Source organism: Roseinatronobacter monicus (genome assembly GCF_006716865.1).
In the GTDB taxonomy this organism is placed as follows: domain Bacteria; phylum Pseudomonadota; class Alphaproteobacteria; order Rhodobacterales; family Rhodobacteraceae; genus Roseinatronobacter; species Roseinatronobacter monicus.
In genome coordinates this window covers 1,833,576-1,846,245 of the sequence record NZ_VFPT01000001.1, presented here as the reverse complement: position 1 = coordinate 1,846,245, position 12,670 = coordinate 1,833,576, and the positions used below count along the sequence as shown (strand labels likewise).

11 protein-coding genes and 2 pseudogenes are annotated in these 12,670 nt (G+C 59.8%); 8 read left to right on the top strand and 5 right to left on the bottom strand.

Annotated elements, in window-relative coordinates; translation table 11 throughout:
- Window positions 1-40: 40 nt before the first annotated feature.
- From BD293_RS08745 to BD293_RS08715, 7 genes and pseudogenes are all read left to right on the top strand, one after another.
- Window positions 41-2,014, top strand: a complete 1,974-nt coding sequence (locus BD293_RS08745) for a protein meaA (RefSeq protein WP_211841005.1) — start codon at window positions 41-43, stop codon at window positions 2,012-2,014.
- A gap of 171 nt (window positions 2,015-2,185) precedes the next feature.
- The gene (locus BD293_RS08740; RefSeq protein ID WP_211841004.1) at window positions 2,186-2,800 is read left to right on the top strand and encodes a LysE/ArgO family amino acid transporter; all 615 of its coding nucleotides are present in this window, start codon (window positions 2,186-2,188) and stop codon (window positions 2,798-2,800) included.
- Between the two features lie 65 nt (window positions 2,801-2,865).
- Complete coding sequence (locus BD293_RS08735) at window positions 2,866-4,302, top strand: FAD-linked oxidase C-terminal domain-containing protein (RefSeq protein ID WP_142080906.1); 1,437 nt, start codon at window positions 2,866-2,868, stop codon at window positions 4,300-4,302.
- A gap of 101 nt (window positions 4,303-4,403) precedes the next feature.
- Window positions 4,404-5,504, top strand: a complete 1,101-nt coding sequence (locus tag BD293_RS08730) for an FAD-binding protein (protein WP_142080905.1) — start codon at window positions 4,404-4,406, stop codon at window positions 5,502-5,504.
- 6 nt (window positions 5,505-5,510) lie between these two features.
- Window positions 5,511-6,827, top strand: a complete 1,317-nt coding sequence (glcF, locus tag BD293_RS08725; RefSeq protein ID WP_142080903.1) for a glycolate oxidase subunit GlcF — start codon at window positions 5,511-5,513, stop codon at window positions 6,825-6,827.
- Window positions 6,828-6,906: 79 nt separating this feature from the next.
- Window positions 6,907-7,737: a trypsin-like serine peptidase gene (locus tag BD293_RS08720; protein WP_142080901.1), complete on the top strand. Its 831-nt coding sequence runs from the start codon at window positions 6,907-6,909 to the stop codon at window positions 7,735-7,737.
- Window positions 7,738-7,932: 195 nt separating this feature from the next.
- Window positions 7,933-8,052 (top strand): annotated as a pseudogene (locus BD293_RS08715) (heat-shock protein); the annotation flags it as partial.
- 15 nt (window positions 8,053-8,067) lie between these two features.
- On the opposite strand, the gene BD293_RS08710 reads toward BD293_RS08715, so the two are convergent.
- A protein-coding gene (locus tag BD293_RS08710; RefSeq protein WP_142079576.1) for an IS630 family transposase occupies window positions 8,068-9,131 on the bottom strand; the annotation gives its coding sequence in 2 pieces (ribosomal slippage) (window positions 8,068-8,643 and window positions 8,646-9,131; 1,062 coding nt in all).
- Window positions 9,132-9,230: 99 nt separating this feature from the next.
- Here BD293_RS08710 and BD293_RS08705 point away from each other — a divergent pair.
- Window positions 9,231-9,590, top strand: a pseudogene (locus tag BD293_RS08705) (Hsp20 family protein); the annotation flags it as partial.
- 101 nt (window positions 9,591-9,691) lie between these two features.
- Here the strand turns inward: BD293_RS08705 and BD293_RS22675 are convergent.
- The 4 genes from BD293_RS22675 to lgt all read right to left on the bottom strand — a co-directional run bounded on the left by BD293_RS22675 (window position 9,692) and on the right by lgt (window position 12,669).
- Window positions 9,692-9,838 carry a hypothetical protein gene (locus BD293_RS22675; protein WP_170207091.1) on the bottom strand — a complete coding sequence of 49 codons (147 nt, stop codon included), beginning with the start codon at window positions 9,836-9,838 and terminating at the stop codon, window positions 9,692-9,694.
- A 118-nt stretch (window positions 9,839-9,956) separates the two neighbouring features.
- Complete coding sequence (pgeF, locus tag BD293_RS08700; protein WP_142080898.1) at window positions 9,957-10,721, bottom strand: peptidoglycan editing factor PgeF; 765 nt, start codon at window positions 10,719-10,721, stop codon at window positions 9,957-9,959.
- Complete coding sequence (locus BD293_RS08695; RefSeq protein ID WP_142080896.1) at window positions 10,718-11,782, bottom strand: class I SAM-dependent methyltransferase; 1,065 nt, start codon at window positions 11,780-11,782, stop codon at window positions 10,718-10,720. Before BD293_RS08695 ends, pgeF begins: the two co-directional genes overlap by 4 nt.
- Window positions 11,779-12,669, bottom strand: a complete 891-nt coding sequence (gene lgt / locus BD293_RS08690) for a prolipoprotein diacylglyceryl transferase (RefSeq protein WP_142080894.1) — start codon at window positions 12,667-12,669, stop codon at window positions 11,779-11,781. The genes BD293_RS08695 and lgt overlap by 4 nt, the downstream gene beginning before the upstream one ends.
- Window position 12,670: the final 1 nt, after the last annotated feature.

Below are 12,670 nucleotides of genomic sequence, written 5' to 3'. Positions count from 1 at the left end.
CCAACCCCTTGCGCAAGCTGCGATGTTACAGGAGTCGATAATGTCTGACGCAAAGCCGATGAAAGACAAACCCTGGCTGTTCCGCACCTATGCTGGCCATTCCACGGCCAAAGCCTCGAACGCGCTCTATCGCAACAACTTGTCCAAAGGCCAGACCGGTCTGTCGGTTGCTTTCGATCTGCCTACGCAGACGGGGTATGACAGTGACCACAAGCTGGCACGGGGCGAGGTGGGCAAGGTGGGCGTGCCGGTCGCGCATTTGGGTGACATGCGCATGTTGTTCGATGACATTCCGCTGGAAAAGATGAACACGTCGATGACGATCAACGCCACCGCCCCTTGGCTGCTGGCGCTTTATATTGCGGTGGCTGAGGAGCAGGGCGCGGATGTTGCGCAGCTCAATGGGACCGTCCAGAATGACCTCATCAAGGAATATCTGTCGCGCGGCACCTATATCTGCCCGCCAGAGCCATCTTTGCGCATGATCACCGATGTTGCGGCTTATACGCGCGAAAATCTGCCAAAATGGAACCCGATGAATGTTTGTTCCTACCATTTGCAGGAAGCGGGCGCCACGCCGCAGCAGGAACTGGCCTTTGCACTGGCCACGGCCTGCGCGGTGCTGGATGATCTGAAAACCAAAGTCCCGCCAGAGCATTTCCCGCAAATGGTGGGGCGGATCAGCTTCTTTGTGAATGCGGGCATCCGTTTTGTGACCGAGCTGTGCAAGATGCGCGCCTTTGTCGATTTGTGGGATGAAATCTGCCGTGACCGCTACGGCATTGACGACCCGAAATTTCGTCGCTTCCGGTATGGTGTTCAAGTCAACTCGTTGGGCCTGACCGAGCAGCAGCCCGAAAACAATGTCTACCGTATCCTGATCGAGGCTTTGGCAGTCACATTGTCCAAGAAAGCGCGCTGCCGCGCGTTGCAACTGCCCGCATGGAACGAAGCATTGGGCCTGCCGCGCCCTTGGGATCAGCAATGGTCCCTGCGTATGCAGCAGATTCTGGCCTATGAGACTGACCTGCTGGAATTCGATGATCTGTTCGACGAAAACCCCGCAATCGAGCGCAAGGTGGCTGCTTTGATGGAGGGCGCGCGCGAAGAACTGGCCCGGATCGACGAGATGGGCGGTGCGGTGAAATCCATTGAATACATGAAATCGCGGCTGGTCGAAGCGAATGCCGAACGTATCTCCGGCATCGAATCAGGCGAGACTGTCGTGGTTGGCGCAAACAAATTCACGACGACAGAGCCGTCGCCCCTGACCACCGGCGAAGGGGCCATCATGATGGCCGACCCCAAGGCCGAGGCAGACCAGATTGCACGTCTGGACGCATGGCGCGCTGCGCGTGACGAAGGGGCCGTGCAGGCGGCATTGGCCGATCTGCGCGAGGCGGCGCGACTGGGGACAAATGTAATGCCCGCCTCGATTGCGGCGGCAAAGGCAGGGGCCACGACCGGCGAATGGGGCGAGACAGTGCGCGCGGCCTTCGGCCAGTACCGCGCCCCCACCGGTGTGAGCCACGCGCCGTCAAACCGGACCGAGGGGCTGGAGCCTGTGCGAGAGGCGGTGGATACTGTCAGCGCCAAGCTGGGGCGAAAGCTGAAATTCGTTGTCGGCAAGCCGGGGCTGGACGGACATTCCAACGGTGCCGAGCAGATCGCCGCGCGGGCGCGCGATTGCGGGATGGATATTCACTATGAGGGTATCCGTCTGACGCCCGCCGAGATTGTCGCGGCTGTGCGCGACGAAGATGCGCATGTCGTGGGCCTGTCGATCCTGTCGGGCAGCCACATGCCGCTGATGGCGGAGCTGATGCAGGTGATGCAAGCCGAGGGGCTGGGGCATGTGCCTGTGATCGTGGGCGGAATCATCCCTGATGAGGATGCCGCCAAGTTGCGGGCAATGGGCGTGGCGCAGGTCTACACACCCAAGGATTTCCAACTCAACACCATCATGATGGATATTGTCGCATTGGTCGATCCCGAACCGATTGCCGCCCAGTGAGCAAGGGGGGGCCGCCCTTGGGGGGATTGACCCCCCTGCGGGCGGCATTGCCATGGCGCGCCAGATGCGGGAATCATTCTTGTATAGGGTCTGCCCCGAGGCTGCGGGCGGCCAGTTGACTTTGCGCGCCTGCTGACCGATCACATCGCGCTGACAGGGATGGGCTTGACTATGCTGGGAAGTGGTGTTGCCGGGTTTTTGTCGGGGCTGGGTTTGATTGCGGCCATTGGGGCGCAGAATGCTTTTGTGCTGCGTCAGGGTTTGCGGCGCGAGCATGTGGGCGCGGTCGTTCTGATCTGTGCAATCTCTGATGCGATTCTGGTGGCGCTTGGGGTGGCAGGCGCGCAAGCGTTGACCAGCACATATTCCGGTTTTCAGACCGTCATGCTGTGGGGCGGGGTCGGGTTCTTGCTGGTCTATGGCGGTTTGCGGTTTCGCGCGGCGTGGCAAGGGGGGACAGCCCTTGTGCCGATGCAGACCAAACCGGCACCATTGCGGCGCGTCGTGCTGATCTGTCTGGCGCTGACTTGGCTTAATCCGCATGTCTATCTGGACACGGTCGCGTTGCTGGGTGCGCTTTCGATGCAATATGCGCCCTATAACTGGGGGTTCGGGGCAGGCGCGATCCTTGCGTCTTTCGTATTTTTCGCAACCCTTGGTTATGGCGCGCGCCTGCTGGCCCCAGTGCTTGCGCGCCCGCGTGCATGGGTGGTGCTAGAGGTGGGGATCGGGCTGATCATGTGGGCGATTGCCGCTACATTGGCCTTGCGTGCGCTGGCGGCCTGAAGTTTTCCTTGCGTTTTGTATAATTGGTAATATTATTTTACCAATCAAGACGGGAGGGTCTGATCATGGAAATGCCAATACCGAATGCAGGTGTGCTGTCCAAGCGCGAGCGGGTGCTTGCGCGACTGGCGCAAGTGGTCCCGCAAGCCGCGCTGATTACGGATGAGGCCGAGTGCCGCGCATATGAATGTGACGCGCTGACCGCATATCGTTGTATTCCTTTGGCCGTGACCTTGCCCTCGGACACAGCCGAGGTCGCCGCGATATTACGGATCTGTCATGAGGAGGGTGTGCCAGTTGTGCCGCGCGGCTCTGGCACCTCGCTTGCGGGGGGGGCATTGCCGACGGAAGACTCGGTTATCTTAGGCGTTGCGCGGATGCGCGATATGCTGGAGATCAATTATGCGGATCGCTATGTCCGCGTGCAAAGCGGCATGACCAATCTTGCCGTGACCGGGGAAGTGGAAACCGACGGTTTTTTCTATGCTCCCGACCCGTCCAGCCAATTGGCCTGCGCAATCGCAGGCAATATCGCCATGAACTCGGGCGGTGCGCATTGCCTCAAATACGGTGTGACGACCAACAACCTGTTGGGTGTCACCATTGTGCAGATGGATGGCACGGTGCTGGAACTGGGCGGTGCCCATATGGATGCGGCAGGCTATGATCTGTTGGGGGTGATCTGCGGATCAGAAGGGCAGTTGGGGGTTGTGACTGAAGCGACCTTGCGCATTTTGCCAAAACCCGAAGGGGCGCGGCCTGTCCTGATGGGGTTTGACAGCAATGAGGTTGCGGGTGCCTGTGTGTCAGACATCATCAAGGCGGGGGTGCTGCCGGTGGCCATCGAATTCATGGACCGCTTGTGCATTCAGGCTTGCGAAGATTTTGCCAAAGCGGGCTATCCCGATTGCGAGGCACTGCTGATTGTCGAGGTTGAGGGGTCACCCGCCGAAATTGACACGCAGCTTGACGTCATCAAGCAGATTGCGCGCCGTCATAATCCTGTCGAGCTGCGCGAAAGCCAGTCCGAGGAGGAAAGCAAGAAAATCTGGCTGGGGCGCAAATCTGCCTTCGGGGCGATGGGAAGTATCAACGATTATATGTGCCTTGACGGGACCATTCCAGTGTCCAGTCTGCCCTTTGTGCTGCGCCGCATTGGCGAGATGTCAAAGCAATTTGGTCTGGATGTGGCCAATGTGTTTCATGCGGGCGATGGCAATATGCATCCGCTGATCCTGTTTGATGCCAATAAACCGGGTGATCTGGAGCTGTGCGAAGAGTTTGGCGCTGAAATCCTGAAACTTTGTGTCGAAGTGGGCGGATGCCTGACAGGCGAGCATGGAGTGGGGATTGAAAAGCGCGATCTGATGAATGTCCAGTTCGCCCCCGTTGATCTGGACGCGCAGATGCGTGTGAAGGATGTGTTTGACCCAAAATGGCTGTTGAACCCGGCCAAGGTCTTTCCATTGGACGCAAGTGCCACGCGGAGGCAGGCGGCGTAAGGGGGCGTTGCCCCCTCTGGGCGCAAGGGCGCCCATTCACCCCCAGAGTATTTGAAGCAAGAAAATGCCCGCTTTGGGCAGATAATCGGGAGGCATGGCGCATGCAGCCAGCAGGCGAGGAAGAGCTGTCAGAGATGGTACGCGGGGCCACAGGCCCGTTGCGGATATGCGGCGGCGGAACCCGCCCCGTTGGCAAGCCGGTCTTGGGCGAGATGCTGTCGAGTGCGGGACTGAATGGCATCACGCTTTATGAACCGGGTGCATTGACGCTGGTGGCAAAGGCGGGAACCCCTTTGGCAGAGGTTGAGGCGGCGCTTGGCGCAGAGGGGCAGCGGTTGGCATTCGAGCCGATGGATATGCGCGCGCTATTGGGGCAGAGCGGAACACCAACAGTGGGCGGGATGGTGGCGGCCAACGCCTCTGGCCCAAGGCGGGTGCAGGTGGGCGCATGCCGCGACGCTCTGATCGGGGTGCGGTTTGTCGACGGGCAGGGGAATGTGATCAAGAATGGCGGGCGGGTGATGAAGAACGTCACCGGCTATGATCTGGTCAAGCTTATGGCGGGAAGCTGGGGCACGCTGGGGGTTCTGACCGAATGCGCGTTCAAGTTGCTGCCCATTCCCGAGACGCAGGCAACCCTTGTCAGCGACCCGATGACCCCGCAAGATGCCGTTGCCGTTATGGCGCGCGCCCTGTCCACCCCGTTTGAGGTAAATGGTGCCGGATGCGGAAGCGATGGCCGGGTCTGTTTGCGCGTGGAGGGGTTTGCCCAACAGGTCACGTACCGCACGCAAGCGCTGATTGCGGCCTTGGGCGGCGCATGGGAGTTGCGCGAGGCGGCGGCGAGCGCAGCAGTGTGGCAAGAGATGCGCGATCTCATAGAGTTTGTTCAGACGCCGGGCGATGTCTGGCGCATTTCGGTCAAGCCCTCGGACGCGCCTGCTGTGGTGGCGCGTGCCGGATGCCCCGTAGTGATGGATTGGGGCGGTGGGCTGATCTGGGCGCTGATGCCTGAAGGGGCCGATCTGCGTGCAAGCCTTGGCGCATTCTCAGGCCATGCGACCTTGATCCGGGGCAGTGATGCGACCCGCGCCGCCCTGCCAGTGTTCCAGCCAGAGGCCGCGCCGGTGGCCGCACTTGCCCAAGGATTGCGGGCGAAATTTGATCCGCGTGGGGTGCTGAACCCCGGATTGATGGGATAGAGCATCATGCAAACAACATTTACCCCCGAGCAGTTGAAAGACCCTGCGATCCAGCGCTCTAACGAGGTGCTGCGCACGTGTGTGCATTGCGGCTTTTGCACTGCCACATGTCCCACCTATGCGGTGCTGGGCGACGAGTTGGACAGCCCGCGCGGACGCATCTATCTGATCAAGGATATGCTGGAAAAGGGCCGCCCGGCGGATGAAAAGACCGTCAAGCATATTGACCGGTGCCTGTCCTGTCTGGCCTGCATGACGACCTGTCCTTCGGGGGTGCATTACATGCATCTGGTCGATCATGCGCGCGAGTATATCGAGCAGACCTATAAGCGCCCAGCGACGGACCGGGCCTTGCGCTGGGTGCTCGCACGAATTTTGCCATATCCGACGCGGTTTCGACTGGCGCTTCTGGGGGCAAAAATCGGGCGGCCCTTTGCCCGGCTGATGCCCGATGCCCGGCTGCGTGCGATGCTGGAGATGGCACCAAAGAAAATCCCGCCCGTCAGCCGCAATGATGACCCGCAGGTCTTTGCGCCCGAAGGCGAGAAGAAGATGCGCGTGGCGCTGATGACGGGCTGTGCGCAACGCGCGCTCAACACCGATATCAATGACGCGACCATCCGTCTGTTGCGCCGCTTGGGGGCAGAGGTGGTGATCGCCGAAGGGCAGGGCTGCTGCGGTGCGCTGACCCATCACATGGGCAAAACCGCCGAGAGCCATGCGACCGCCGCCAAGAATATTCGCGCTTGGCACAGCGAAATGCAGGGTGCAGGGTTGGATGCGATTGTGATCAACACCAGCGGCTGTGGCACGACCGTTAAAGATTATGGCCATATGTTCCGCAATGAACCACTGTCACAAGAGGCGGCGGCGGTTGCGGGAATCGCCATGGACATCTCGGAAGTGCTGGTCAAGCTGGGTCTGCCACAGGGTGAAAAACAGGCGATGACTGTGGCTTATCACGCGGCCTGTTCGTTGCAGCATGGCCAGCAGATCAAGACCTATCCCAAAGACCTGCTGCGCCGCGCAGGCTTTGACGTGGTCGAGCCGAAGGACAGCCATCTGTGCTGCGGGTCTGCCGGGACATATAACCTGATGCAGCCCGAAATATCAAAACAACTCAAGGGCCTGAAAGTCGCAACGCTGGAGGCAAAATCGCCTGACGTGATTGCGGCGGGCAATATCGGCTGCATGATGCAGATCGGCAGCGGCACCAAGCTGCCAGTTGTGCACACGGTCGAATTGCTGGATTGGGCAACCGGCGGGCCGATGCCGCCTGCCATGCTTGGGGATGACGGGGCGCAGGTGCCGATCCTTCGGTGATCTGTGGCTTGTGCCTTGCGCCATGTTCCTGCCATACTCGCGCGGTACGCGACTTGGGTGCTGTTTTGCGGAGGGATGCATGATCTGGCGCCATATCTGGGCATTCGGTGTCGCTTTGGGATGTGCTTTGCCTGCTTTGGCGCAGGACAGGCCGCTGGAATTACTAGAGACAAGCTTTCAGGCCCAAGGCTGGGAGGCGGTTGGCCGGATCGATATCGGACGGACCGGGTTTTGCACCGGTACGCTGATTTCAGAGCGGCTGGTGCTGACAGCGGCGCATTGCCTGTTTGAACGCGAGAGCGGGGTGCGATTGCCCGATGAACAGATTTTGTTTCGGGCTGGGTTTCGCAATGGACGTGCGGCCGCAGAGGGGCAGGTCTACCGATCGGTCGTGCACCCGCAATATTCCTCGCTTGGGGGGGTAGGCATGGAAAACGTGTCGCATGATCTGGCGCTGCTGGAACTGTTGCACCCGATCAGAAATATGGGGGTTGTCCCCTTTGATGTGTTTTCCGAGCCGCGCGGCGGGGATATGGTCGGGGTCGTGTCCTATGGCCGCGACCGGCTGGAGGCGCCCGCCTTGCAGGAAAGTTGTCAGGTGTTGGAGCGCGACCGCACTGGGGTTTTGATGATGTCATGTTCGGTTGATTTCGGGTCTTCCGGCGCGCCGGTTTTCGCCATGTCACACGGGCGGCCACATATTGTATCGGTTGTCTCGGCCAAGGCGACAAGTCACGTGCAGGGACAGCTTTCTGATGTGTCGCTTGGGGTTTCATTGGGTACGCAACTGGATACTTTGCGTGCGGCACTCGACAGGCGTGACCAAAGGTTCATTCAACCGCCCCGCCATGATACAGGTGAGCCGCGTGTCATGAGTTCGGGTGGCGGCGCTCGGTTCATGCGTCCATAAACTTATATATTACAACGCACTGCTGCGTGTTGTTGAAGTTGCGTTGCAAAGCAGATTCAGGTCTTGAAACTGCGCGGATTGCTTCCCAAATATCTTCCGCACCAAGGTGCCAAATCTGGGCCTTGGGGCATTGAGCAGCACCCGTCCATGCCGGAGGGTGCATAAATCTGTATCGCTTCTGAATGGAGGATGCTTATGCGTCGATTTGATCCAACCCCACTTTACCGTGCAACCATCGGTTTTGACCGTATGGCCGACATGCTGGACCGCGCCCTTGCGGCAGACCTGCAAGCGCCCAGCTATCCCCCCTATAATACCAATCAGCATTGATCAGAACTCTTGAGCCCAGTCGCGGGTTCCAATGGAGGTGATTGTGTCGGGCATGCTGACCAATTTGTTCCAAGCCTTGCAGCAATGATCTACGATGTCTTCATAGGTTTCGAAGATGAGGTTTGATAGCCAGTTGTCTCGCATGAATTGCCAGATGTTTTCGACTGGATTGAGTTCTGGGCATTTTGCGGGGATCGGGATGATGGTGATGTTGTCCGGAATGACCAGCTTGTCAGTCATGTGCCATGCGGCTTGATCCACGAGCACAGCCCCATGTGCTTTGGGTGCGACAGTTTGGGAGATTTCAGCAAGATGCAGGGCCATCGCTTCGGTATTGCACGCTGGCAGCACAAGACCTGCAGCTTTCCCGAGGGCTGGGCAAATCGCTCCAAAGATGTAGCTTGAACTCGTGCGCTGATCATGTGGGGCGGAAGGTCGCGTACCGCGCTTCGCCCATCGGCGCGTGATCTTGTTTTTCTGGCCGACACGCGCTTCATCTTGGAACCAGACTTCGATCACAGTGCCTTGCAGGAGCCGTGCGCGGAGCTTTGCTACTGCGGCTGCAAACCCTTTTTTTTAAAGTCCTCCAGTGCGGCTGTATCTTGCGCGTGATGGCGCGGGCGTGCTGTGAGTTTGACATAACCAAGCGCCCTGAGTTCCCGGCTTATCGACGTCTCGTGAAGTGAAATCCCAAATGTGTCTGCAATCCATTTCCTCAGATCACTCAGGCGCCAGCGGACGACCCCATGGACCGATAAGGTCGGACCGCTCTCAACAATTGCAGCAAGCGCCCTGCGCTGCTCATCGTTAAGCTTAGACTGCTGACCAGGAGCTTTGCCGTTGATCAAGCCGTCAGGCCCGCGGGCATTAAACCGCTCCACCCAGTCACGGACAATTTGTAGGCCAACACCACCAATCCGAGCAGCATCGCTGCGCCGACCGCCATCATAGATCTCCGCCAGCGCCAAAAGCCTGCGGGCTTGGTTGGCATCCTTTGTCTTTCGCGCAAGTTCTCTCAACTTCATGCCGTCGTAGTCTGTCCGTAACGCGAGCGCTGCGCCCATAGAGAGGCCCTCCCCAGAAAATCTGACGCCATTGAGTCAGATCTTCATAGATTTGGGAATCCCAAAACCCTCAGAAGAGTCAGATTTCGCGAGACTTGGTATAACATCGAGAAGACCGACGAGAATGCGTATCGCATTTCCATCGCGGTGGCCGGTTTCTCGGCTGATGACCTTGTGGTCGAAGTGAAGGAGAACGCGCTTGTCGTGTCTGGGCGTTCCGCAGACGAGCAGGGCGCGCGCGAGTATTTGCACCGTGGTATCGCCAACCGCGCCTTTGAGCGGCGGTTCCAGCTTGCCGATCATGTCCGCATTTCGGGCGCGTCGCACCGTGACGGAATGCTGCATATCGAGCTTGTCCGCGAATTGCCGGAAGCGCTGAAGCCACGCCAGATCGAGATCAGAACGACCGGTGACCGGTTGCTTCAGTCAAATTCGGATCAGGCACAGGTCGCGGCGTAACGCGGTCGCAGTCTCAAAAGGCGGGCGCTCACTTGGGCGCCCGTCTATACGTTTGGGGTCGGAATTAAAATAATAAACTTCAAAGCTTTGCGGCAGAAACTTCACGCCGTTGCGCGTAGGGGGGCCACTTGAGCCGCGTGAATGCGCCGTGCGCGTTTGGCGGCGCGTTCCCATGGAAGCGCGGGCACGAATGTTGCGCTTTCAAGGACTGCTGTGTTGATCCAGCGATGCTTTGATGTGGCCTGCATATCTGTCTTCCTTTCGGGTGGGGACGCTTTTTGATCTGCTATGGATCACTGTCACCCGAAACTGAGGCCAGATTTGGGCCAGATATAGGAGTTTGCAGGGCCAAATCCGGGCGCGCGCCTATATGCAGATGGCAGAGATCAGCCGTCCGTAATCAGCCTGCCCTTCGTGTGTGGCGCGCCTGTAGGAATAAAAGCGCACCGGGTCTGCATAGGTGCAATGGCCAATCCAGCTTGCATCTGCAACACCGGCGGCCCGCAGCCGAGACAGGCCAAACCCGATCAGGTCGAACTGGTATTTTCCGTCCACACCATTTGCGAAAAACCGCGCAAAATCAGGGTCTTCTGCAAGAAAGCTGTCAAGGAATTCTTCGCCGACCTCATAGGCTTGCTGGCTGATGGATGGGCCGATGACCGCGTTAATCCGCGCGCGCTCTGCACCCAGATCCAGCATTGCCTCGACTGTGTTTTCCAGCACTCCCGACAGCGCGCCGCGCCAGCCCGCATGTGCTGCCCCGATGACTTTTGCAACTGGATCGGCCAAGAGCACCGGCTGGCAATCTGCGGTCAGGATGCCGAGCGCCAGTCCCGGCGTGGCCGTGACCATTGCATCCGCTTCGGGTTTGGGCTGCGCCTGCGGGAGTGGCGCGGTCAGTGTGACGACATTGGCGGAATGCGTTTGATGCACTGTGACCAATGTATCGTGTGACACCCCCATCGCGTCGGCCACACGTGCGCGGTTCAGCCGCACGCTGTCGCTTTGGTCAGAAGACCCCGGCCCGCAATTCAATCCTGCAAATATGCCCGAAGACGCCCCGCCGCGCCGGGTAAAGAACCCGTGCCGAAAGGGGGAGAGGCTGTCTGCAGTCAGGATTTCGAGTGTCATTCGTCAAATCCGGGTGGTGCATCGGCGGTGGGTGGATAAAATGCCATCGTCTTGAACAACTGACCCATTTCTTGCGGATGCGTCAAGCGTCGATGTGCGGCGACATGGGATTGCAGGGTCGCATCGGTGAGCCCCGCCGCCAAGGCCTGTGCACGCGCCGTGATTCCCAACCGTTCCAGCAATACGCCTTGCGGGGTCAGCTTGGTTGCGCGCAGGGGTGCGGCGGCATGGGCCAGTGCTTCAAAATCTACATGCGCGGTCAGATCGGCCGCACCGGGATGCGCGAGGGGGTCGTCAAAGCGGTGCTTGTGCAGGGCTTGCAACGTGTCACCACGGCTGCGCCAGTCGCCATAGTCAACAACCAGCGCAAAGCCGCCATGCGCCATGATCCGCGCGCTGAGCGCTGACAGGATGGGCGCGAAGGCGGGGCAGATTTCGACCATCTGGTCCTCTTGCGTGTCATCCAGCCGATGGGCCAGTTGCGCCAAGGGGGCGGCGGGCGACAGCCCAAAGCACAGATCGTCGCTGTCATGGCCCACCATGCGTTCGGCCCAGCCCGTGCCCTTGCGCATGAACTGACGAATCGGCAAGGCGTCGAAAAACTCGTTTGCGAGGACAAAAAGCGGCTGTTCCGGCAATGTGTCAGGGGTGTCGTGAAATTCGGGGGCGTGGTCGGACAAAAGCGCGGATTGCAGCTTGCGCAAGGTGGGGCTGGCCTCGATCAGATGCAGGCGCATGGCCTCATGAAACCCCGGCACGCGCGCCGTTGCGCGCAAGGCATCCGCCATCAATGTGCCGCGACCGGGGCCAAGCTCCGCAAGGGTGAAGGGGGTGGGGCGCCCTTGATCTGCCCAGACCTGCGCCACCAACAGCCCCAGCATTTCGCCAAACATCTGGCTGATTTCGGGGGCCGTGGTGAAATCGCCGCGTGTTCCCAAGGGATCGCGCGTTGTGTAATAGCCGTGCTGCGGGTGCAGCAGGCATTGCGTCATATACTCGGCCACTGTGATCGGCCCCTGCGCCCGGATCTGGCGCAAAAGCAAGTCCTTCAGTGCGGTCATGCGCGCCTGCGCCACAGCAGCAGTCCGATGCCAATGGCGATCATCGGCAGGGACAAGACCTGACCCATCGTCAAACCCATCGGCCCAAGGCTGATGACATGGCCCAGCGGGTTGCCCGGCGTAATGAATTGGGCATCGGCCTGCCGCCATATTTCAACCGTGAAGCGTGCCAGCCCGTAGCCTGCGACAAAGGTGCCGGTCACCAGACCGGGCCGTTTTAGCCAACCGCGCCGCCAGACAACAAAGGCAAGCACAGCGAACAGAACCAGCCCTTCCAGCGCCGCCTCATAAAGTTGCGTCGGATGGCGCGCGCAGGCGGCGGCAGGCCAGTCCCATGGGCAGTTCTGAGCCTGCGGGCCGGGGAAGATCACGCCCCAAGGTTGCAGCGTGGGCCGCCCCCATAATTCGGCATTGATGAAGTTCGACAGCCGGCCCAGCCCGATTCCGATCGGGGCGACAAGGGCCATCGCATCTGCAATCTGCAACGGCGGGACAGCATGGCGGCGGCAAAAGATCAGCCCTGCCACGATGACACCGCCAAACCCGCCATGAAAGGACATACCCCCCTCCCAGACCCGCAAAATCTCGGTCGGATTGGCCAGATAATAGCCCGGCTGATAAAACAGCACAAAACCAAGCCGCCCGCCCAGAATGACGCCGATGATGACATAGGTCAGCAAGGCCTCAACCTTGGCAGGCTCCATCGGGGGGGTGTCTGCGGGCCACAGGGCAGGGCGCTGCATCAAGCGCTGGATGATCCACCAGCCCGCGATAAATCCTGCGATATAGGCCAGAGCATACCAGCGCAGGGCAAAATTGAAGTTTCCAATGCTGATCGAGAAAATCTCGGGGCTCAGATCGGGGAAAAGAATGGCAAAGGGGGTCATG